Below are 21408 nucleotides of genomic sequence, written 5' to 3' on the forward strand. Positions count from 1 at the left end.
AGAAGGCTGGGGTGAGGGGACTGATTGGGAGATGCTTCGGAGTTACGCCGACCTGAACTCGCTTTACCGAATCCATAATCGACTGGTTCTTTCAGGTCGATGTCAAACCTCAGACACTTCGGTCGGCTCCCTCTCCCTCCGGGAGAGGGCTGGGCGGGCGGCGTTTCCGATGAGGGTGCTTTTGCTTTCACCTCTCTCCAAGCCCAAGGCATACTTGCCACCCTCCGCTCTGCAGATCACTGAACCGCCCCATGCGTATCCACGTCAGCTTCATCGACCGCGTCGRCATCACCCAGGAAGTCCTGGCTATCCTCGGTGGGCGCAACCTCAATCTGGATGCGGTGGAAATGATTCCGCCGAACGTCTATATCGACGCGCCGACCCTGAGCCCGCAAGTGCTCGAAGAGCTGAAAGATGCGTTGTTTCGCGTGCTCGGCGTGGAAGCGGTGACCGTGGTCGACATCCTCCCCGGCCAGCGTCGACACCTGCAACTCGATGCCCTGCTCGCGGCGATGACCGATCCCGTTTTGGCGCTCGACAGTGCCGGCAAGGTGCTGCTGGCCAACCCGGCGTTGATCGCGTTGTACGGCCGCGAACCGGCGGGTGAAAGCGTCTCTGAACTGTTCAACGATCCCGGCCTGCTCGACACCTTGCTCGAACACGGCTTCCGTTTGCCACTGCGCGAAATCACCGTCAACGGCCAGACCTTGCTGCTCGACGCCACGCCGATCACTGACGCCGGCGCTCTGCTGACCTTGTATCAACCGAACCGCATCGGCGAACAACTCTCGGCGCTGCACCACGACCACGCCGAAGGTTTCGATGCGCTGCTCGGCGAATCCCCGGCAATCCGCACCCTCAAGGCCCGCGCGCAAAGAGTCGCAGCCCTCGACGCGCCGCTGCTGATTCAAGGCGAAACCGGCACCGGTAAAGAACTGGTCGCCCGCGCCTGCCACGCCATCAGCGCGCGACACAGTGCACCGTTCCTGGCCCTCAACTGCGCAGCCCTACCGGAGAACCTCGCCGAAAGCGAGCTGTTCGGCTACGCCCCCGGCGCCTTCACCGGCGCGGCGCGCGGCGGTAAACCCGGACTGATGGAACTGGCCAACCAAGGCACGGTATTCCTCGATGAGATCGGCGAGATGTCGCCGTACTTGCAGGCCAAGCTGCTGCGTTTCTTGAACGACGGCAGCTTCCGCCGCGTGGGCGGTGATCGTGAAGTGAAGGTCAACGTGCGCATCCTCAGCGCGACCCACCGCGATCTGGAAAAAATGGTCAGCGAAGGCTTGTTCCGCGAAGACCTGTTCTATCGTCTCAACGTGCTCAACGTTGAAGTGCCGCCGCTGCGCGAACGCGGGCAGGACATCCTGCTGCTGGCGCGGTATTTCATGCAGCAAGCCTGCGCGCAGATCCAGCGCCCGGTGTGCCGCCTCGCTCCGGGGACCTACCCGGCGCTGCTCGGCAATCGCTGGCCGGGCAATGTACGGCAATTGCAGAACGTGATCTTCCGCGCGGCGGCGATTTGCGAGAGTAGCCTGGTGGATATTGGCGATCTCGATATTGCTGGCACCTCGGTGGCGCGTCAGGCTGACAGCGATGTCGACAGCCTCGAACAAGCGGTCGAAGCTTTTGAGCGGTCGCTGCTGGAAAAACTCTACGTCAGCTACCCCTCGACCCGCCAACTGGCCAGCCGCCTGCAAACTTCGCACACGGCCATTGCCCATCGCCTGCGCAAATACGGCATTTCCAACAAACCCTGAACACACCACGAATTCACCTGCGGCAAATACCCCCCTGTGGGAGCGAGCCTGCTCGCGAAAGCGATCTATCAGCAGAATCATTAGTGACTGACACACCCTCTTCGCGAGCAGGCTCGCTCCCACAGGGTTAGAGGGTGAATTCGAAATCGCGTCAAAAACGACCTCCAGCTGTACTGAAAGCGCTACAGCGGAACGATATCGCTACACCCTCCTCCGATCACCGCTGTGCAAGGCTTTGATCCCGTTCAGCTTTTATCCTCGCACCATGCTGTAGCGATTTCGCTACAGGCATCTCTGAACCTTCGACCTCTCCAATATCTAATTCATTGATTTATAACGATAAATCAACATTGGCCACATTCTTGCTAATCAACCCTTCAAAAATAAGGGCCTTCGCGCCCGACTATTCCACCGCGTCCACCAGACGAGTCTGGCCCCCTGAGGAGTTTCCATGAGCGAGTTGCGTTTTACTGAAGATCACGAATGGCTGCGCACCGAAGCTGACGGCAGCGTTACTGTCGGCATCACCGCTTTCGCGCAGAACGCCCTGGGCGACGTGGTGTTCGTGCAACTGCCTGAGCTGCAGGCTTACGAAAAAGGCGCTGAAGCCGCCACCGTGGAATCGGTGAAAGCCGCCAGCGGCGTGTACATGCCCCTCGACGGCGACGTACTGGCAGTCAACCCGGCGCTGGAAGACGCCCCGGAACTGGTCAACGAAGATCCGCTGGGCGAAGGCTGGTTCTTCCGCTTCCAGCCTGCCGACGCATCGGCCGTGGCCAAATTGCTCGATCAGGACGCGTACGACCGTCTGATCAAAGCCCAAGCCGAAGCCTGAGGAACACCGACATGACTCAAGTAAACCTTGGCACCGCCAACGAATTCATCGCCCGTCACATCGGCCCGCGCGCCGGTGACGAGCAAGCCATGCTCAACAGCCTCGGCTTCGACTCGCTTGAAGCCCTGAGCGCCAGCGTCATTCCGGAAAGCATCAAGGGCACCAGCGTGCTCGGCATGGACGACGGCCTCAGCGAAGCCGATGCCCTGGCGATGATCAAATCGATCGCCGGCAAGAATCAGTTGTTCAAGACCTACATCGGCCAGGGCTACTACAACTGCCACACGCCGTCGCCGATCCTGCGCAACCTCCTGGAAAACCCGGCCTGGTACACCGCGTACACGCCGTACCAGCCAGAAATTTCCCAAGGTCGTCTCGAAGCGCTGCTGAACTTCCAGACCATGATCAGCGACCTCACCGGTCTGCCGATTGCCAACGCCTCGCTGCTCGACGAAGCCACCGCCGCTGCCGAAGCCATGACCTTCTGCAAACGCCTGAGCAAGAACAAGGGCAGCCACCAGTTCTTCGCCTCGATCCACAGCCACCCGCAAACCCTTGACGTGCTGCGCACTCGTGCCGAGCCGCTGGGCATCGAAGTGGTTGTTGGCGATGAGCGTGAACTGACTGACGTGACGCCGTTCTTCGGCGCGCTGCTGCAATACCCGGCCAGCAACGGTGATGTGTTCGACTACCGCGAACTGACCGAGCGCTTCCACGCCGCCAACGCTCTGGTCGCCGTGGCTGCCGACCTGCTGGCCCTGACGCTGCTGACCGCCCCGGGCGAGTTCGGCGCGGACGTCGCCATCGGTTCGGCACAACGCTTCGGCGTGCCGCTGGGCTTTGGTGGCCCGCACGCCGCTTACTTCTCCACCAAAGATGCGTTCAAGCGCGACATGCCGGGCCGTCTGGTCGGTGTCTCGGTTGACCGCTTCGGCAAGCCGGCGCTGCGCCTGGCGATGCAGACCCGCGAGCAACACATCCGCCGCGAGAAGGCCACGTCGAACATCTGCACCGCACAAGTGCTGCTGGCCAACATCGCCAGCATGTACGCCGTCTACCACGGCCCGAAAGGCCTGACGCAGATCGCCAACCGCGTGCATCACCTGACCGCGATTCTGGCCAAGGGTCTGACCGCACTGGGCGCGAACGTCGAACAAGCCAGTTTCTTCGACACCCTGACCGTCGCCACCGGCGCAAACACCGACGCGCTGCACGACAAGGCCCACGCTCAGCAGATCAACCTGCGCGTGATCGACGCTCAGCGTCTTGGCCTGTCGGTGGACGAAACCACCACCCAAGCTGACATCGAAACCCTGTGGGGCCTGTTCGCCGACGGCAAGACTCTGCCGGATTTCGCTGCTCTCGCCGCCTCGGTGCAGAGCACCATCCCAGCATCGCTGGTACGTCAGTCGCCGATCCTCAGCCACCCGGTGTTCAACCGTTATCACTCGGAAACCGAGCTGATGCGCTACCTGCGCAAACTGGCGGACAAGGATCTGGCCCTAGATCGCACCATGATCCCGCTGGGTTCGTGCACCATGAAACTCAACGCTGCCAGCGAAATGATCCCGGTGACCTGGGCTGAATTCGGTGCTCTGCACCCGTTCGCTCCAGCCGCGCAAAGCGCCGGTTACCAGCAACTGACCTTTGAGCTGGAAGCGATGCTCTGTGCCGCGACCGGTTACGACGCGATCTCGCTGCAACCAAACGCCGGTTCGCAAGGTGAATACGCTGGCCTGCTGGCGATCCGCGCCTACCACCAGAGCCGTGGCGATGAGCGCCGCGACATCTGCCTGATTCCGTCGTCCGCCCACGGCACCAACCCGGCCACCGCCAACATGGCTGGCATGCGCGTGGTTGTGACCGCGTGCGATGCGCGCGGTAACGTCGACATCGAAGACCTGCGTGCCAAAGCCATCGAGCACCGCGAACACCTCGCCGCGCTGATGATTACTTACCCGTCGACCCACGGCGTGTTCGAAGAAGGCATCCGCGAAATCTGCGGGATCATTCATGATAACGGCGGCCAGGTGTACATCGACGGCGCCAACATGAACGCGATGGTTGGCCTCTGTGCACCGGGCAAGTTCGGCGGCGACGTCTCGCACCTGAACCTGCACAAAACCTTCTGCATTCCGCACGGCGGTGGCGGCCCGGGCGTTGGCCCGATTGGCGTGAAATCGCACCTGACCCCGTTCCTGCCGGGCCACGGCCAGATGGAACGCAAGGAAGGCGCGGTCTGTGCAGCACCGTTCGGCAGCGCGAGCATTCTGCCGATCACCTGGATGTACATTCGCATGATGGGCGGCGCCGGGCTGAAGCGCGCTTCGCAGCTGGCGATCCTCAATGCCAACTACATTTCCCGTCGCCTCGAAGAGCACTACCCAGTGCTGTACACCGGCAGCAACGGTCTGGTGGCGCACGAATGCATTCTGGATCTGCGTCCATTGAAAGACAGCAGCGGCATCAGCGTCGATGACGTCGCCAAGCGCCTGATCGACTTCGGCTTCCACGCGCCGACCATGTCGTTCCCGGTCGCGGGCACGCTGATGATCGAGCCGACCGAAAGCGAATCCAAAGAAGAACTGGATCGCTTCTGCGACGCCATGATCCGCATCCGCGAAGAAATCCGCGCGGTGGAAAACGGCACGCTGGACAAGGACGACAACCCGCTGAAAAACGCTCCGCACACGGCGGCAGAGCTGGTTGGCGAGTGGACTCACCCGTACAGCCGCGAGCAAGCCGTGTACCCGGTCGCGTCGCTGATCGAAGGCAAATACTGGCCACCGGTCGGTCGTGTCGACAACGTTTTCGGCGATCGCAACCTGGTCTGCGCCTGCCCGTCGATCGAAAGCTACGCTTAAAAGAATAAGGGGCGGGTTTGCCTGCCCCTTTCTCCAGAACAACGCAAAACCCTGTGGGAGCGAGCTTGCTCGCGAATGCGGTAGGTCAGCAAACAWTGGTGGTGACTGACACTCCGTCTTCGCGAGCAAGCTCGCTCCCACAGGGAATTGCTACAAGCCTGATGTTTCGCCAATTCCTATAACAAGAAACCGGAGAACCCCTCATGTCGTTAAGCGTGTTCGACCTGTTCAAGATTGGCATCGGCCCCTCCAGTTCCCACACCGTCGGCCCGATGCGCGCAGCCGCGCGTTTCGTCGAAGGTTTGCGCCGTGAAAACCTGCTGACCACCACCGCCAGCGTTCGCGTTGAGCTGTACGGTTCCCTCGGCGCCACCGGTAAAGGACACGGCAGCGACAAAGCCGTGCTGCTCGGCCTCGAAGGCGAACACCCGGACACCGTTGATACCGAAACCGTCGCCGCACGCCTGCAAGAAATTCGCGGCAACGGACGACTGAACCTGCTCGGCGAACACAGCATTGCGTTCAACGAGAAAGAACACTTGGCGATGATCCGCAAGCCGTTGGCCTATCACCCCAACGGCATGATCTTCCGCGCCTTCGATGCGGCGGGGATTCAGATCCGCAGCCGCGAGTACTACTCGGTTGGCGGTGGTTTCGTGGTCGACGAGGACGCGGCAGGTGCCGACCGCATCGTCGAAGACGCCACGCCGCTGACCTTCCCGTTCAAAAGCGCCAAGTACCTGCTCGGTCATTGCGCCACCTACGGTCTGTCGATCAGTCAGGTGATGCTGACCAACGAAAGCGCCTGGCGCCCGGAGGCGGAAACCCGCGCCGGCCTGTTGAAAATCTGGCAGGTGATGCAGGACTGCGTCGCTGCGGGCTGCCGTAACGAAGGTATTTTGCCCGGCGGCTTGAAGGTCAAACGCCGTGCGGCAGCGTTGCATCGGCAACTGTGCAAGAACCCGGAATCGGCGTTGCGCGATCCGTTGTCGGTGCTCGACTGGGTCAACCTCTACGCTTTGGCGGTCAACGAAGAAAACGCCAACGGTGGCCGCGTAGTCACCGCCCCCACCAACGGCGCGGCGGGGATCATTCCGGCGGTGCTGCATTACTACATGCGTTTTATCCCCGGCGCGAATGACGACGGCGTCGTACGGTTTCTGCTGACCGCTGCGGCCATCGGCATTCTCTACAAAGAAAATGCCTCGATCTCCGGCGCCGAAGTCGGTTGTCAGGGTGAAGTCGGCGTCGCCTGTTCGATGGCGGCCGGTGCGTTGTGCGAAGTGCTCGGCGGCAGCGTTCAGCAGGTCGAGAACGCTGCGGAAATCGGTATGGAGCACAACCTCGGCCTGACCTGCGACCCGATTGGCGGACTGGTGCAAGTGCCGTGCATCGAGCGCAATGCAATGGGTTCGGTGAAAGCCATCAACGCAGTGCGCATGGCCATGCGAGGCGACGGCCAGCATTTCGTCTCCCTCGACAAAGTCATCCGCACCATGCGCCAGACCGGTGCCGACATGAAAAGCAAATACAAAGAGACCGCCCGCGGCGGTCTGGCGGTCAACATTATCGAATGCTGACCATGAAACCAGCCAAACGAAATTGACCACCTCTCCCCCAGGGAGAGAAACGTAATTAGCCCCCTCTCCCCTCCGGGAGATAAACGTACCTAACTCCCTCTCCCTCTGGGAGAGGGCTGGGGTGAGGGGCTTTTGATCTTGATCTTGCCTCTTACCGCCAAACTCTAATTTTCAAGGAGCCACGCATGTCCACCGAACAACTGTCGAAAACCCCGCTGCACGCTCTGCACATCGAACTCGGCGCTCGCATGGTGCCGTTCGCCGGCTACGACATGCCGGTGCAATACCCACTCGGTGTGATGAAAGAACACCAGCACACCCGTGAGCAGGCCGGACTGTTCGATGTCTCGCACATGGGCCAGATCCGCCTGACTGGTGCCAACGCCGCCAAAGCCCTGGAAAGCCTGGTGCCGGTAGACATCATCGACCTGCCGGTGGGCATGCAGCGTTACGCGATGTTCACCAACGACAACGGCGGCATTCTCGACGACCTGATGGTGGCCAACCTCGGTAATGACGAATTGTTCCTGGTGGTCAACGCCGCGTGCAAGGATCAGGACCTGGCCCACCTGCAAAAACACATCGGGGATCAGTGCACCATTACGGCGCTGTTCGAAGAACGCGCTCTGCTGGCATTGCAAGGTCCGGCGGCGGTGACCGTGCTGGCGCGGCTGGCACCACCCGTTGAAAAAATGACTTTTATGCAGTTCGCCCGTGTCAATCTGCTCGGCGTCGACTGCTTTGTCAGCCGTTCGGGTTACACCGGTGAAGACGGTTTCGAAATCTCCGTACCAGCTGCAGATGCGGAAAAACTTGCCCGCGCCCTGCTCGCCGAACCGGAAGTCCAGGCCATTGGCCTCGGCGCTCGCGACTCGCTGCGTCTGGAAGCCGGTCTGTGCCTCTACGGCCACGACATGAACATCGAGACCACGCCGATCGAAGCCAGCCTGTTATGGGCGATCTCCAAGCCACGTCGCGCTGATGGCGCGCGGGCCGGCGGTTTCCCGGGCGCGGAGAATGTTTTCGCTCAACAACAGAATGGCGTGGCACGCAAACGCGTCGGCCTGCTACCGCAGGAGCGCACCCCCGTGCGTGAAGGCGCAGAAATCGTCAACGAAGCCGGCGAAATCATCGGCAGCGTGTGCAGCGGTGGTTTCGGTCCGACCTTGGGCGGGCCGTTGGCGATGGGTTACCTCGACAGCGCATATGTCACCCTCGACACACCGGTTTGGGCCATTGTTCGTGGGAAAAAGGTGCAAATGCTTGTAAGCAAAATGCCATTTGTTCCACAACGCTACTATCGCGGTTGATTGACTGTTTCTATAAGTAACGCGATTGCGTTATGCGTGCACTAATGTGTAACGCAATCGCCACAAAAAAGTGCATTTTCTATCAACTGATTCGAATATGAACTTTGCTTATAACGATCGAAAACAATTGAACAGGTTAATCGTCTAAGCCCGCACTAGCGAGAGGATTAACTTGCTCAAGCTCAGTAAAACCGGGGGCTTCGCAGGGCTTGTTTTTTCTCCCGTAGTTGGCGTAGAGTTTCTCCACTGTGTTTGCATGGGTCAGCTTGGAATCGTGACCTGGGCAGTAGCCTACAAGTTAGCTACATCCCGTTCGACGTCTTCTTACTCTCCTGCAACCAGCCCCAGTACTCTTTCATGAGAAAGAGACTGTCATTAATTTTTGCGTCAAAGGAAATAAGAAATGTCCACACGTCAGAGCGGTACCGTCAAGTGGTTTAACGACGAGAAAGGTTTTGGTTTTATCACTCCAGAAAGCGGTCCGGATCTGTTCGTGCATTTCCGCGCCATTCAGGGCAACGGCTTCAAAAGCCTGAAAGAAGGCCAGAAAGTGACCTTCGTTGCTGTGCAGGGCCAGAAAGGCATGCAGGCTGACGAAGTACAAGCAGAAGCCTGATTTTCTGTTACGAAAAAGCCCCTGATGTTGATATCAGGGGCTTTTTTGTGTGCGCGAATCCGTAAAATGGCGCTTCATTTTGCGTCCAGAGGCTGCCATGTCGAAAAACCTGCTCACCCCACAGGGCGATTTTCCCGCCGTTGGTCTAGGCCGGCGTCTGGCGGCGATGTTCTATGATTTTCTGCTATGCACCGCCCTGCTGATCGTCACGGGTGGCATCTACAAGATGATTCAGGCAGCGATCATTGGTGAAGAGCGCCTGCGAGTGATGACCGATGCCGGCAAGCTCGACGGTGATCCGCTCTACTCGACCGTGCTGGTGTTGGTGCTGTTCGCATTCTTTGCCAAGTTCTGGACCCACGGCGGGCAGACGCTGGGCATGCAGGTGTGGGGTATTCGTGTGCAGAACGCCAATGGCACGGCGATCAGCCTGTGGCAGGCGTTGTTGCGGTTTATGGTGTCGATTGCGTCGTGGCTGTGCGTGGGGTTGGGATTCCTCTGGTCGCTGTACGACAAGCAGAAGCGCACGTGGCATGACATCTATTCCGACACCCGCGTGGTGCGGATCCCGAAAAAGACCAAATAACTTCCAGACGCCAAAAACCACTGTGGGAGCGAGCTTGCTCGCGAAGGCGTCGTATCAGTCGATAAATATTTTGACTGATACACCGCTTTCGCGAGCAAGCTCGCTCCCACAGGTTTTGTGTAATGCCTTTAGAGCTTAGGCGTTACCGGCCAGCTTCATCCGCGCCGCCTGAGTGAAATCGAGCATGCGCTTCAACGGCCGGATCGCCTGTGGAATCAACGCCGGATCAACAAAGATCTCGTTGGTCCCTTCCTTCAAGCTCTTGAGCGTGCGCTCAAGGGTGTTCATGGCCATCCACGGGCAATGTGCGCAACTGCGGCACGCCGCGCCGTTACCGGCGGTTGGCGCCTCGATGAAGACCTTGTCCGGACACAGCTGCTGCATCTTGTAGAAGATGCCACGGTCGGTCGCAACGATCAGGGTCTTGTTCGGCAGCGATTGCGCGGCAGCGATCAACTGGCTGGTGGAACCCACCGCGTCCGCCAGCTCGATCACCGACGTGGGCGACTCCGGGTGCACCAGAATCGCAGCGTCCGGGTACAACGCTTTCATGTCTTCAAGCTGCTTGGACTTGAACTCTTCGTGAACGATGCAGGCACCGTCCCACAGCAGCATGTCCGCGCCGGTCTTGCGCTGGATGTAAGTGCCCAGATGCTTGTCCGGCCCCCAGATGATGGTCTCGCCGTTGTCCATCAGGCTTTCGACGATCTCCAGCGCGCAACTCGAAGTCACCACCCAATCAGCTCGAGCCTTAACGGCTGCGGAGGTGTTGGCATAGACCACCACCGTGCGCTCCGGGTGCTGATCGCAGAACGCCGAGAACTCGTCGACCGGGCAACCCAGGTCCAGCGAGCACGTCGCTTCGAGGGTCGGCATCAGCACGCGTTTTTCCGGGTTGAGAATCTTCGCGGTCTCGCCCATGAACTTCACGCCGGCGACCACCACGGTTTTGGCCGGGTGAGCATTGCCGAAGCGGGCCATTTCCAGGGAATCGGAGACGCAACCGCCGGTTTCTTCGGCCAAGGCCTGAATTACCGGATCGCAATAAAAGTGGGCCACCAGCACCGCGTCCTGAGCCTTGAGCTCGGCGGCAATGGCGGAACGGTAATAAGCCTCTTCCTCAGCGGTCAGCGGTTTGGGCTGTTTGGCATCGAGGTGGGCTTGAACCAGAAGGCGTTCGGAAATCTGCGTCATGTTCGCAAGACCTGCAGGCGCGTTCGCGCGAAAGTCGAGTATACACCCGGCTCCGGACCGCTTGAGGGTACCGCCGGGAGAGTGAGTATTATCAGGCACGGACAGCATTGAAGCTGCGCAAGGCTACAGAATATCCCGTTGATACAAAAGATGATTCTGACCTGCGTCAGCGCTGCGGGCGGTGAAATAACGCATAGCGAAATTGCAGGCAAAAAAAAAACCCGGAAATCCTCACTTTCGTGGGCCTTCCGGATTTTCTAAACCGCCAAATATGGTGGGTCGTGTGGGATTCGAACCTACGACCAATTGGTTAAAAGCCAACTGCTCTACCAACTGAGCTAACGACCCGCTGTGTGGTGGCGCGTATAATACTGATTTTTAAGGACTATTCAACACCTTTTTGAAAATAATCAAAAATAAGCTGTTGGATCGTCCACACCAGCGGCCGCAAAGCCTTCTGCGCGCAGGCGGCAGCTGTCGCATTTACCGCACGCGCGGCCGTCATCGTCGGCCTGATAGCAGGAAACGGTGAGGCCATAATCAACGCCGAGCTTCACGCCCGCCTGAACGATCTGCGCCTTGCTCAGGTTCTGCAGGGGCGCCTGAATGCGGAAGCCATTGCCTTCAACGCCGGCCTTGGTCGCCAGATTGGCCATGCGCTCGAACGACTCGATGAACTCCGGACGGCAATCCGGGTAACCGGAATAGTCCACGGCGTTGACACCAATAAATATGTCACGCGCACCCAGCACTTCTGCCCAGCCCAACGCCAGCGAAAGGAACACCGTGTTACGCGCCGGCACGTAAGTCACCGGAATGCCTTCGCCCAGCTCCTCCGGAATATCGATGCTGCTGTCGGTCAGTGCCGAGCCGCCCATACCATTCAGGTTGAGGCCGATTACTTTGTGCTCAACCACACCCAAGTCGCGGGCGACGCGGGCAGCGGCGTGCAATTCAGCGTGCGAGCGCTGACCGTAATCGAAACTCATGGTGTAGCAGCTGTAGCCTTCGGCGCGAGCCATGGCCACGACGGTGGCCGAATCGAGGCCGCCGGACAGCAGAATGACCGCACGTTTTTCGGTGGTGTTCAGTTGTTCGGTCATCTCAGCGCCCCGGCTCGTCATTCCATAGATATTTATGCAACTGCAATTGCAACCGCACCGGCAGGTTGTCAGCCACCACCCAGTCCGCCAGATCCCGAGCATTGAGGTCATGGTGACTTGGGGAGAACAGCACTTCACCGGCACGCCGTTCAAGACCGTACTGGATCAGCTTGGACACGGCCCAGTCATAGTCTTCCCGCGAACAGATGACAAACTTCACCTGATCGTTGGGGCTCAGCAGTTCGATGTTCTCGTAACGGTTGCGATGGGCTTCTTTCGAGTCCGGCGTTTTCAGATCGACAACCCGACTGACGCGCGGATCGACGGCCGAAATGTCGAGTGCGCCACTGGTTTCCAGCGAAACCTCGTAACCGGCGTCACACAACTGCTTGAGCAAAGGAATGGCGTTCGGCTGCGCCAGCGGCTCACCGCCGGTGACACAGACGTAGCGCGGACGAAATCCGGCCACTTGCTCGAGGATGTCGTCGAGGGTGCGGATGGTGCCGCCACTGAACGCATAGGCGCTGTCGCAGTATTGGCAACGCAAAGGACAACCGGTCAGGCGCACAAAAACCGTGGGCAGCCCGGCGGTCCGCGTTTCCCCCTGCAACGAGTAGAAAACTTCGGTGATTCTCAATGTGTCTTGCATAGTCGCCACGGGCGTAACAGCTAAACAGGCTGTCCGCCTCCGTCAGGCACTTCAGGCAATCCCGCCAACGCGTAGACCGCAAGAAGCGTGTTTCAGAAAAAGGGCGTGAATTCTAACGAAAAAACCCGCGACAAGCGCGGGTTTCTTCTAAACGGGTAACACGACCTTACATGCGTTGCAGATCACGTTGAGCCAACTGAGCGGCGGAGGTACCCGGATATTGGGCCACCACCTGCTGCAGAATGCCTTTGACCTTGTCGGTATGACCAAGGCGGCGCTCTACGTCAGCCAGCTTGTACAGCGAGTCCGGCACTTTAGCGTGCTTTGGATACAGCTGCGAAACCTTGGCGAAAGCCTGACCTGCACCTTGCAGATCGCCTTTGGCCAGATTGACTTCGCCCAACCAGTACTGGGCGTTGCCCGCGTATTGGCTGTTCGGGTATTTGCGCAGGAAAGCGGCAAAAGCCTGGCTGGCCTTGTCGAAATCCTTGGCTTTGATCAGGTCGAAAGCGGCATCGTAATACAGCTTTTCCTTGGCCGGATCACCCGGTTCGCTGCTTGCAGCAGGTGCCTGGGCAGCAGCCCCGGCGCCAGCAGCAGCACCAGCAGCAGCACTTGCGTCGCCACCGGCAGAAGAATTCTCAGGAGTCGCGGCAGGTGCAACGCCGGATCCTATGCGCCGATCAAGATCCTGGTATCGCTCCAGGGATTCCTGCTTCATGCGCGCAACCTGATTCTGCAGTTCTTCGATCACGCCTTGCTGGCGAGAAATCTGATCCTGCATCTGTTGCAATTGGTTGAACAGCATGCCTTGTGCCGAGGCAGGGGCCGAAGCCGCTCCCCCGGCATAGGCGCCGTTCGTACCGTAACCTGCAGGCGGATAACTGCTCCCGCTATTGTTATAACCGGAGTTGTCATCGACCACAGGAACCGCAGCCCACGCCGCAAGCGGCGCGAGACTGAGAGCCAGAACAGTTACAGCACGACGGCACGTTCGCATATCGAATTACTTACGCAGTTCGACGCGACGGTTTTGAGCCCAGGACTGCTCATCGTTGCCGGTAGCAACTGGACGCTCTTCGCCGTAGGAAACCAGTTCCAGCTGAGCTGGGGAAACACCTTGCAGTACCAGGTAGCGCTGAACGGCTTTCGCACGACGCTCGCCCAGTGCCATGTTGTACTCACGAGTACCACGTTCGTCGGTGTTGCCTTCCAGAACAACGCGAGCGCCGTTTGCTTTCAGGTCTTTGGCGTGAACGTCCAGAGCGCGCATGGCTTCTGGCTTCAGGTCCGAGCTGTCGTATTCGAAGTAGAAGGTGGTGATTGCGCGCAGAGCAGCTTCTTCGCTCAGGGAACCGTCAACGGCACCAGTGTTTGCGCCGTAACCAGCGTTTGGATCAACAGCGCCTTCACCGGCGTTGTCGCCGCCTTTGGACGAGCAACCTACAGCTACAGCCATGGCCAGAGCCAGCGCAGCAAATTTACCAAACTTCAGCATTTCCATCGTGAAACTCCTAATGAACCCCAGTGTGTTAAGTAAAACGTGTAGCGCCCGCTCACTTCAGGTAAGGGGACCAGGACGGTTCTCTGACTTCGCCTTGAGCGGTAGGAAGCGGGAGCCTAACGCGTCCATTAATGGACACGAGCATCAAGACTCCCCGGCCCTGTTGGCGGGTGGCGTAGATTACCATGGTGCCGTTGGGCGCAACAGTAGGTGACTCGTCCAGAGTGCTATCAGTGAGGATCTTTACACTCCCTCGCTGCAGATCCTGAGCTGCCACCTTGAAATTGGTGAAGCCATCCTGACGATGGATCATCACCAAAGTCTTTTCATCAGCCGAAAGTTTCGGGTTGGCGTTGTAATTACCTACAAACGTCACACGCTCGGCACCACCGCCACTGGCGCTGGTTTTGTAGATCTGAGGCTTGCCGCCGCGGTCCGAAGTGAAGTAGATGGTCGAGCCATCCTTGCCCCAGTACGGTTCGGTGTTGATGCCTGGACCTGCGGTTACGCGGGTGATCTGGCGCGAAGCCAGGTTCATCACGTAGATGTCCGGGTTACCGTCCTTGGACAGTACGAACGCCAGGCGATCACCGTTCGGCGACCAGGCTGGCGCGCCGTTCAGACCTTCAAAGTTGGTAATCTGCTCGCGGCGACCGGTGTCGATGTTCTGCATGAAGATGCGTGGGCGCTTCTGCTCGAACGACACGTAGGCGATGCGCTTGCCATCCGGTGCAAAACGCGGCGACAGGATTGGCTCACGCGATTGCAGCAAGGTCACGGCGCGAGCACCGTCGTAGTCCGAACGCTGCAGGGTGTAACGGGTGTTCTTCTCGGAGAAGCGCTCAGCCGTCACGTACAGCAGACGCGTCGAGAACGCACCTTCAATACCGGTCAGTTTCTGGAACGACTGGTCGGAGATGAAGTGCGCCATGTCACGCAGTTGCTCGGTGGTGCCGGAAACACTGCCGTCAGCCACTTTCTGTTCGGTGGCCACGTTGAACAGTGCCCACTGCACCTGCAGGCGACCGCCGGCTGGCGCAATGCTGCCGACCATCATGTATTGAGCACCCACCGCCTTCCAGTCACGGAAGATGATTTCGCTCGGCTGGCTTGGCTGGCTGATCATGTTTTGCTTTGGAATCGGCGAGTAGTAGCCCGAGTTGCGCAAATCGTTACCAATGATTTCTGCCATGTCGTCCGGCAGCACGGCACCGCCCTGCATGCCGAATGGTACAACGGCGATCGGAGTAGCCCGATCGCTGCCGCTGGTAACCAGAATGTTCTTTTCATCCGCCATCGCGATCCCTGCCATGCAGCAGATCACGACCAGCATTCCTCGAAGAAGGTTTCTCACAAGGCTAGATCCTCAGGTGTGAATGTCATCTTGAATGAACGATACGGAGCGAAATCGCTCGGCTTCATTCCCTGCATTTCTGTCAAACGTCCAATATTCTTCACTGCCGCGACTGCCGACGCATCGAACGGACCATCGCCACTGGACTTGGCCACGCTGACCGAAGTCACCGTACCGTCCGGCAACATGCCGATCTGCAGCACAACTGTCATGCCTTTGCGTGCCGAAGGTGGACGGGCCCAACCTTCTGCCGCTCGCGCACGAATCAGGTCATCGAAACTGCCCGCGACTTCGTCACCCTGCTCATCGGCCAAGGCCTGCTGGCGCTGCGGCGTATCGGAAAGCAAATCGGCCAAGGCCTGAGCCTTTTTGTCTTCAGTCGATTTACGTGCCGCATCCTGCGCTTTCTTCTTCGCAGCATCGGCAGCAGCTTTCTTCTTCGCTTCGTCGGCGATTTTCTTCTTCGCCTCTTCAGCTTCAGCTTTCTTCTTGGCGTCTTCGGCGGCTTTCTTCTTCGCGTCTTCGACGATCTTTTTCTTGGCTTCTTCAGCAGCGGCTTTCTTGGCCTCTTCTTCAGCAGCCTTTTTCGCTTCTTCTTCAGATTTCTTCTTGGCTATATCAGCCAATTTTTTCTCTTCAGCCTTCTTGGCTTCGGCGGTCTTCTTGGCTTCGTCGGCTTTTTTGGCTTCGTCAGCCTTTTTCGCCTCGTCTGCTTTCTTCGACTCGTCGGCCTTCTTGGCTTCCTCGGCTTTTTGAGCCGCTTCTTCTTTCTTTTGTTCCGCAGCGGCCTTGATCTCTTCCTGCTCGACCTTCTTCTGCTCCATCTGCTCGACTTCGGTCTGGCGCGCGGCGGATTTCTTCGCCTCACCCGCAATCTTCTGATTGGTCTGGGTGGTTGCCTGACTTTTCGATTTCAGCTGGTAGAGGGTCGCCTGGACAATCGGTTTGGCCGGCGGCAGCTCTGGTGTAAAGGCAAAACTGACGAACAGCATGCCGAACACCAGCACGTGCAGGACAATTGCCAGAACACTAGGCCAGAAGTAGCTTTCCGAGGCGGACGGCTCTCGCTGTTGCTGCATCAGGGGGCCTCGGTAATCAAACCAACATTACCGACCCCGGCTTTCTGCAACCCGCCCATGGCGCCCATGACGGAACCGTAGTCGACGGTCTTGTCACCGCGGATGAAGACCTGGGTACGCTTGCCGCCTTCAGTGCCGGCACGAATGATCTTGGTCACCGCGTCGGTCATTTGCGGCAGAGTCATGGCCCTGTCCTGTTGCTTCTCGGTATCGACTTCGCTGCCAAGGTTCCAGTAGTAGGTCTTGTCAGCCTTGATCGAAATGGTCAGGACCTGAGTGTTGTTGTCCTGCGGCAAGGCTTCGCTGGAAACCTTGGGCAGATCAACTTTCACGCCCTGATTGAGCATCGGCGCGGTCACCATGAAGATAACCAGCAGTACCAACATCACGTCGATGTAAGGCACCACGTTCATCTCGGCAACCGGCTTGCGCTTTTTGCGAGCTCGAGCGATTAAAGCCATTGGAAATTACCTGCTTATTCTTCGCTGGTGTGCACTTTGCGGTGCAGGATCGCCTGGAATTCATCGGCGAAGGTGTAGTAACGGCCCAGCAAGGTTTCGCTGCGAGCGGCGAAACGGTTGTAAGCGATAACCGCAGGGATCGCGGCGAACAGACCGATCGCGGTGGCGATCAGGGCTTCGGCGATACCCGGGGCCACAGTGGCCAGGGTTGCTTGCTGGGCGCTGGCCAGCCCGCGGAAGGAGTTCATGATGCCCCACACGGTACCGAACAGACCGATGTACGGGCTGACCGAACCGACGGTGGCGAGGAATGGCAGGCTCTGCTCCAGTTTCTCTTCTTCGCGGGAAATGGCGACGCGCATGGCACGGGCCACACCTTCCATGACCGCTTCAGGGTCGACACCTGGCTGCTGACGCAGACGGGAGAACTCCTTGAAGCCGGCACGGAAGATCTGCTCCACGCCAGAATCCGGATCCGGGTTGCTGCCCGCCTGACGGTACAGCTTGGACAGGTCGATACCCGACCAGAAGCGCTCTTCGAAGCTCTCCAGGGCACGTCGACCGGCACGCAGCAGATTGCTGCGCTGAAAGATCATGATCCATGAGGTCACCGATGCGGCCACCAGGGTCAACATTACCAACTGCACCACGATGCTGGCATTGCTGACCAGGCTCCACATGGAGGAATGGTCGACGACGTTAGCTTCCACGCTTTATCTCCTGCTTTGAGTGTGTACCCGGGCCGACCGCGTCGGCGAAGGCCGCACGCAAGTCTTCGGGAAGGGCCCGGGGTTTCAAACTGTTAGTGCGCACACAGGCCACCAGAAACTGCCCTTCACAGAGCAGCACATTATCCGTTGCCCGCCTGACCTGCTGTTTGAAGCGCAGGCTGGCACGGTTCAATTCGATTACATCAGCGCTTACCAGCAGTTCGTCGTCCAGTCGCGCCGGCGCGTGATAGCGCGCTTCGCTGGAGTGCACGACAAACAACAGGTCCTCCCCTGCCAGCTGCGATTGGGCAAAGCCCAGCTCGCGAAGCCGCTCGGTTCGAGCCCGTTCCATAAACTTGAGGTAATTAACGTAATACACGATGCCGCCCGCATCGGTGTCCTCGTAATAAACGCGACAACGATGTGCGAACGACTCAAGCCCGTTTTGCGCGCGCATACTCTAGTGCTTACTCCTCAGGTTGCCAATCCGGCCAGGCAACTGTTTTTCATGGTTTCAGGGCTTTACCGCAAAAGTACCGTCCTATGACCGTACAAACCCTGAATAAATCGACAAAAAATGTGTATCAATCGTCCACGGCATCGAGAAACTCGTCTGCCACGGGCATTTCACCCATTCGTGACGGGATGTTTAAACCAAAGTGCAGGTACGCATGGCGCGTCACCACCCTGCCCCGTGGAGTGCGCATGATGTAACCCTGCTGGATCAGATACGGCTCCAGCACATCTTCAATCGTGTGGCGTTCCTCACTGATTGCAGCGGCGAGGCTGTCGATACCGACGGGGCCGCCATCGAACTTCTCGATCATGGTCAATAGCAGGCGGCGATCCTGATGATCGAAACCGTGCTCGTCGACATCCAGCAGGTTCAGCGCCAGGTCTGCCACCGCTTTGGTGATATGGCCCTTTGCACGCACTTCAGCGAAGTCGCGCACACGGCGCAGTAGACGGTTGGCGATCCGCGGCGTGCCCCGGGCGCGGCGCGCGATTTCGAACGAGCCTTCCGGATCCAGCGGCAGACCGAGGATGGCTGCGGAACGGCTGACAATCGTCGCCAGATCAGCCGTGCTGTAGAACTCCAGACGCTGGACGATACCGAAGCGGTCACGCAACGGGTTAGTCAGCATGCCGGCGCGAGTCGTCGCGCCGACTAGCGTGAATGGCGGCAGATCGAGCTTGATCGAACGTGCGGCCGGCCCTTCACCGATCATGATGTCGAGCTGGAAATCTTCCATCGCCGGGTACAACACTTCTTCAACGATCGGCGACAGACGATGGATTTCGTCGATGAACAGCACATCGTGCGGCTCAAGATTGGTCAGCAGCGCCGCCAGATCACCCGGACGTTCAAGCACCGGCCCGGAAGTGCTCTTGATCGATACGCCCATTTCCTGAGCGATGATGTTGGCCAGCGTGGTCTTGCCCAGACCCGGCGGGCCGAAGATCAGCGTATGGTCGAGGGATTCGCTTCGGCCACGGGCGGCCTGGATGAACAGCTCCATCTGCTCGCGCACGGTCGGCTGGCCGATGTAGTCGGCCAGGCTGACCGGGCGAATGGCCCGGTCCTGGACTTCTTCGCGCTCGCGCGGGCTGTGCGCGGCGGTGATCAGACGATCAGCTTCAATCACTTAAATCATTCCCTTCAGGGCGCGGCGGATCAGGTCTTCACTGCTCAAATTCTTGTCCTTGATGGCGGTAATCGCCTTGCTCGCTTCCTGCGGCTTGTAGCCCAGGGAAATCAGCGCGCTGACCGCATCGTTCTCGGCGGTGTTAACCGGCGCCGGGCCATCCGGCTGGTTCGGTACCAGCGCGAACATGGCCGGCGTAGTTTCCCAGGCCTTGAAGCGATCCTTGAGTTCGACCAGCAGACGCTCAGCGGTTTTCTTGCCGACACCCGGCACCTTGGTCAACGCCGAGGTGTCCTGAGACTGCACGCAGCGGATCAACTCGTCGACTTCCAGACTCGACATCAAGGCCAGGGCCAATTTTGGCCCGACACCATTGAGACGGATCAACTCGCGAAAAAAGTCTCGCTCACGCTTGCCGGCAAAACCATAGAGTAATTGCGCGTCTTCGCGTACGACCAAATGCGTGTGCAAGGTCAGCGGTTCACCGACCGACGGCAGGCGGTAAAGGGTGGTCATGGGCACTTCCAGCTCATACCCGAGGCCGTTTACATCCAGAATCAGGTGCGGCGGCTGTTTCTCAGCCAGGGTGCCGCGCAAGCGTCCAATCACGTTTCAGATCCTTGAGCGTTGGCCAGCCGTGGGCTGGCGACTGTCGAAAGGCGGATTTCGGGCCGACGACCCAGGCGCAAAAACCGGCTTTCAGGAAAATTGATGCTGATGCTATCAGAGACGCAGGCGCCCGCCACGACTGCGTGCCGTTCCCAGGCCGTGCGGCAGCAGACTGGAACGTGTGTGCGCGTGGCAAATGGCAATGGCCAGAGCGTCAGAGGCATCGATTTGCGGTTTGCTGGTGAGTTTGAGCATGTGCATGACCATCATCTGCACCTGCTCTTTATTGGCGGCGCCGGTGCCGACCACTGCTTGCTTGACCTGCGTGGCGGTATATTCGGCGATCTCCAGGCACTCTTCCGCACCGGCGACGATCGCTGCACCGCGCGCCTGCCCCAGCTTCAGCGCCGAGTCGGCGTTTTTCGCCATAAACACCTTTTCGATGCCCATGGTCACCGGTCCGTAGGTCTGGATGATCTCGCGCACGCCGCGATAGACGATTTGCAGGCGCTCATGCAACTCGCCCGCACCAGTGCGGATGCAGCCGGATGCCACATAGATACAGCCGCCACGTCCGGTATCACGAACAATCCCGTAACCGGTGATGCGCGAACCGGGGTCGATACCAAGAATTAAAGTCATAACGCCTGCAGATTCGGTAAAAGCACGATTTTCAAATCAACCCATAACAAATGTGGGAGCGAGCCTGCTCGCGAAAGCGGTTTCATCATCAGCAACGATGTTGCCTGAAAATCCGCCTTCGCGAGCAGGCTCGCTCCCACATTGAATCGTAGCCGCTCTTAACCGAGCTGAGCGGCCACGTCTTCCGGAATATCCGCGTTGGAATAAACGTTCTGCACGTCATCCAGATCCTCAAGCATGTCGATCAGCTTCAGCACCTTTTCCGCGCCTTCCAGATCCAGTTCGGCACTGGTGGTTGGCTGCATGATGATTTCCGCATCATCGCCCTTGAAACCCGCAGCTTCGAGCGCGTTACGCACGGCATAGAAACTGGTGAACGAGGTGAACACATCGATCGAACCGTCTTCGTGGCTGACCACGTCATCGGCATCGGCTTCCAGCGCCGCTTCGGTCAGTGCATCCTCATCAACGCCCGGTGCGAAGCTGATCTGGCCTTTGCGCTCGAACAAGTAAGCTACCGAACCGTCGGTGCCGAGGTTACCCCCGCACTTGCTGAACGCATGGCGCACAGCAGCGGCAGTACGGTTGCGGTTGTCGGTCATGCACTCGACCATCACCGCCACGCCGCCCGGGCCGTAACCTTCGTAGGTCAGCTCTTCAACGTTATCCGCTTCGGTGGCACCAGCGCCGCGCGCCACGGCACGGTCGATGATGTCGCGGCTCATGTTCGCGCTCAGCGCCTTGTCCAGGGCCAGACGCAGACGCGGGTTGGAACCCGGATCACCGCCGCCCTGACGGGCCGCAACGGTCAGTTCGCGGATCCACTTGGTGAAGATCTTGCCTCTCTTGGCATCCTGACGTTCTTTGCGGTGCTTGATGTTCGCCCACTTGGAATGACCTGCCATA

21 protein-coding genes and 1 tRNA gene are annotated in these 21408 nt (G+C 59.0%); 7 read left to right on the top strand and 15 right to left on the bottom strand.

Features of this window, described 5'->3' with window-relative positions:
• Positions 1–251 precede the first annotated feature (251 nt).
• The 7 genes from AC1DVF_RS20680 to AC1DVF_RS20710 all read left to right on the top strand — a co-directional run bounded on the left by AC1DVF_RS20680 (position 252) and on the right by AC1DVF_RS20710 (position 9551).
• Positions 252–1760: a sigma-54-dependent transcriptional regulator gene (locus tag AC1DVF_RS20680; RefSeq protein ID WP_477783072.1), complete on the top strand. Its 1509-nt coding sequence runs from the start codon at positions 252–254 to the stop codon at positions 1758–1760.
• A 451-nt stretch (positions 1761–2211) separates the two neighbouring features.
• A complete protein-coding gene (gcvH, locus tag AC1DVF_RS20685) occupies positions 2212–2595 on the top strand; it encodes a glycine cleavage system protein GcvH (RefSeq protein ID WP_095048205.1) in 384 nt (127 codons plus the stop codon).
• Between the two features lie 11 nt (positions 2596–2606).
• Positions 2607–5459: an aminomethyl-transferring glycine dehydrogenase gene (gene gcvP, locus AC1DVF_RS20690; protein ID WP_477783073.1), complete on the top strand. Its 2853-nt coding sequence runs from the start codon at positions 2607–2609 to the stop codon at positions 5457–5459.
• A gap of 203 nt (positions 5460–5662) precedes the next feature.
• Entirely contained in the window at positions 5663–7039 is a 1377-nt protein-coding gene (locus AC1DVF_RS20695) for an L-serine ammonia-lyase (RefSeq protein WP_477783074.1), read from the top strand.
• Between the two features lie 185 nt (positions 7040–7224).
• Entirely contained in the window at positions 7225–8349 is a 1125-nt protein-coding gene (gene gcvT, locus AC1DVF_RS20700) for a glycine cleavage system aminomethyltransferase GcvT (RefSeq protein WP_460129950.1), read from the top strand.
• Between the two features lie 403 nt (positions 8350–8752).
• A complete protein-coding gene (locus AC1DVF_RS20705; protein ID WP_003227496.1) occupies positions 8753–8965 on the top strand; it encodes a cold-shock protein in 213 nt (70 codons plus the stop codon).
• 97 nt (positions 8966–9062) lie between these two features.
• Positions 9063–9551, top strand: a complete 489-nt coding sequence (locus tag AC1DVF_RS20710; protein WP_093430484.1) for an RDD family protein — start codon at positions 9063–9065, stop codon at positions 9549–9551.
• A 135-nt stretch (positions 9552–9686) separates the two neighbouring features.
• Here the strand turns inward: AC1DVF_RS20710 and nadA are convergent, their stop codons facing one another.
• The 15 genes from nadA to AC1DVF_RS20785 form a co-directional block, all read right to left on the bottom strand.
• A complete protein-coding gene (gene nadA, locus AC1DVF_RS20715; RefSeq protein WP_016773509.1) occupies positions 9687–10745 on the bottom strand; it encodes a quinolinate synthase NadA in 1059 nt (352 codons plus the stop codon).
• A gap of 272 nt (positions 10746–11017) precedes the next feature.
• Positions 11018–11093, bottom strand: a tRNA-Lys gene (locus AC1DVF_RS20720).
• Between the two features lie 62 nt (positions 11094–11155).
• Positions 11156–11848 (bottom strand): 7-cyano-7-deazaguanine synthase QueC, encoded by a 693-nt coding sequence (gene queC / locus AC1DVF_RS20725; protein ID WP_099757008.1) that lies wholly within the window; start codon positions 11846–11848, stop codon positions 11156–11158.
• Position 11849: 1 nt separating this feature from the next.
• Positions 11850–12497 carry a 7-carboxy-7-deazaguanine synthase QueE gene (gene queE, locus AC1DVF_RS20730; RefSeq protein WP_093430486.1) on the bottom strand — a complete coding sequence of 216 codons (648 nt, stop codon included), beginning with the start codon at positions 12495–12497 and terminating at the stop codon, positions 11850–11852.
• 166 nt (positions 12498–12663) lie between these two features.
• The gene (gene ybgF / locus AC1DVF_RS20735) at positions 12664–13497 is read right to left on the bottom strand and encodes a tol-pal system protein YbgF (protein ID WP_007912724.1); all 834 of its coding nucleotides are present in this window, start codon (positions 13495–13497) and stop codon (positions 12664–12666) included.
• A 6-nt stretch (positions 13498–13503) separates the two neighbouring features.
• Complete coding sequence (pal, locus tag AC1DVF_RS20740; RefSeq protein ID WP_003178634.1) at positions 13504–14001, bottom strand: peptidoglycan-associated lipoprotein Pal; 498 nt, start codon at positions 13999–14001, stop codon at positions 13504–13506.
• Positions 14002–14053: 52 nt separating this feature from the next.
• Positions 14054–15334, bottom strand: coding sequence for a Tol-Pal system beta propeller repeat protein TolB (gene tolB, locus AC1DVF_RS20745; RefSeq protein ID WP_016983828.1), 1281 nt, complete (start codon positions 15332–15334; stop codon positions 14054–14056).
• A gap of 17 nt (positions 15335–15351) precedes the next feature.
• Positions 15352–16434 carry a cell envelope integrity protein TolA gene (gene tolA, locus AC1DVF_RS20750; RefSeq protein ID WP_093430487.1) on the bottom strand — a complete coding sequence of 361 codons (1083 nt, stop codon included), beginning with the start codon at positions 16432–16434 and terminating at the stop codon, positions 15352–15354.
• Positions 16434–16886 carry a protein TolR gene (tolR, locus tag AC1DVF_RS20755; protein ID WP_161806672.1) on the bottom strand — a complete coding sequence of 151 codons (453 nt, stop codon included), beginning with the start codon at positions 16884–16886 and terminating at the stop codon, positions 16434–16436. The genes tolA and tolR overlap by 1 nt, the downstream gene beginning before the upstream one ends.
• Before the next feature lie 23 nt (positions 16887–16909).
• Positions 16910–17605, bottom strand: a complete 696-nt coding sequence (tolQ, locus tag AC1DVF_RS20760; RefSeq protein ID WP_008080223.1) for a protein TolQ — start codon at positions 17603–17605, stop codon at positions 16910–16912.
• Positions 17595–18062 (bottom strand): tol-pal system-associated acyl-CoA thioesterase, encoded by a 468-nt coding sequence (ybgC, locus tag AC1DVF_RS20765; protein WP_477783075.1) that lies wholly within the window; start codon positions 18060–18062, stop codon positions 17595–17597. Before ybgC ends, tolQ begins: the two co-directional genes overlap by 11 nt.
• 127 nt (positions 18063–18189) lie before the next feature.
• Positions 18190–19251 (bottom strand): Holliday junction branch migration DNA helicase RuvB, encoded by a 1062-nt coding sequence (ruvB, locus tag AC1DVF_RS20770; protein ID WP_007912736.1) that lies wholly within the window; start codon positions 19249–19251, stop codon positions 18190–18192.
• Complete coding sequence (ruvA, locus tag AC1DVF_RS20775) at positions 19252–19860, bottom strand: Holliday junction branch migration protein RuvA (RefSeq protein ID WP_034153418.1); 609 nt, start codon at positions 19858–19860, stop codon at positions 19252–19254. It lies immediately after the preceding gene.
• A gap of 114 nt (positions 19861–19974) precedes the next feature.
• Positions 19975–20502 carry a crossover junction endodeoxyribonuclease RuvC gene (ruvC, locus tag AC1DVF_RS20780; protein WP_007962095.1) on the bottom strand — a complete coding sequence of 176 codons (528 nt, stop codon included), beginning with the start codon at positions 20500–20502 and terminating at the stop codon, positions 19975–19977.
• Positions 20503–20660: 158 nt separating this feature from the next.
• Entirely contained in the window at positions 20661–21407 is a 747-nt protein-coding gene (locus tag AC1DVF_RS20785; protein WP_460092034.1) for a YebC/PmpR family DNA-binding transcriptional regulator, read from the bottom strand.
• Position 21408: the final 1 nt, after the last annotated feature.

Source organism: Pseudomonas sp. P4_D7, from assembly GCF_056401755.1.

What these genes read in the sequence shown, in the direction of transcription:
- AC1DVF_RS20705 (WP_003227496.1), top strand. Translation starts at nt 8,753, where the DNA reads ATGTCCACACGTCAGAGCGGTACCGTCAAGTGGTTTAACGACGAGAAA.
- gcvH (WP_095048205.1), top strand. Translation starts at nt 2,212, where the DNA reads ATGAGCGAGTTGCGTTTTACTGAAGATCACGAATGGCTGCGCACCGAA.
- queC (WP_099757008.1), bottom strand. Translation starts at nt 11,848, where the DNA reads ATGACCGAACAACTGAACACCACCGAAAAACGTGCGGTCATTCTGCTG.
- nadA (WP_016773509.1), bottom strand. Translation starts at nt 10,745, where the DNA reads ATGACGCAGATTTCCGAACGCCTTCTGGTTCAAGCCCACCTCGATGCC.
- ybgC (WP_477783075.1), bottom strand. Translation starts at nt 18,062, where the DNA reads ATGCGCGCGCAAAACGGGCTTGAGTCGTTCGCACATCGTTGTCGCGTT.
- pal (WP_003178634.1), bottom strand. Translation starts at nt 14,001, where the DNA reads ATGGAAATGCTGAAGTTTGGTAAATTTGCTGCGCTGGCTCTGGCCATG.
- ybgF (WP_007912724.1), bottom strand. Translation starts at nt 13,497, where the DNA reads ATGCGAACGTGCCGTCGTGCTGTAACTGTTCTGGCTCTCAGTCTCGCG.
- tolA (WP_093430487.1), bottom strand. Translation starts at nt 16,434, where the DNA reads ATGCAGCAACAGCGAGAGCCGTCCGCCTCGGAAAGCTACTTCTGGCCT.
- gcvT (WP_460129950.1), top strand. Translation starts at nt 7,225, where the DNA reads ATGTCCACCGAACAACTGTCGAAAACCCCGCTGCACGCTCTGCACATC.
- AC1DVF_RS20785 (WP_460092034.1), bottom strand. Translation starts at nt 21,407, where the DNA reads ATGGCAGGTCATTCCAAGTGGGCGAACATCAAGCACCGCAAAGAACGT.
- AC1DVF_RS20710 (WP_093430484.1), top strand. Translation starts at nt 9,063, where the DNA reads ATGTCGAAAAACCTGCTCACCCCACAGGGCGATTTTCCCGCCGTTGGT.
- queE (WP_093430486.1), bottom strand. Translation starts at nt 12,497, where the DNA reads ATGCAAGACACATTGAGAATCACCGAAGTTTTCTACTCGTTGCAGGGG.
- AC1DVF_RS20695 (WP_477783074.1), top strand. Translation starts at nt 5,663, where the DNA reads ATGTCGTTAAGCGTGTTCGACCTGTTCAAGATTGGCATCGGCCCCTCC.
- tolB (WP_016983828.1), bottom strand. Translation starts at nt 15,334, where the DNA reads ATGCTGGTCGTGATCTGCTGCATGGCAGGGATCGCGATGGCGGATGAA.
- ruvC (WP_007962095.1), bottom strand. Translation starts at nt 20,502, where the DNA reads ATGACTTTAATTCTTGGTATCGACCCCGGTTCGCGCATCACCGGTTAC.
- gcvP (WP_477783073.1), top strand. Translation starts at nt 2,607, where the DNA reads ATGACTCAAGTAAACCTTGGCACCGCCAACGAATTCATCGCCCGTCAC.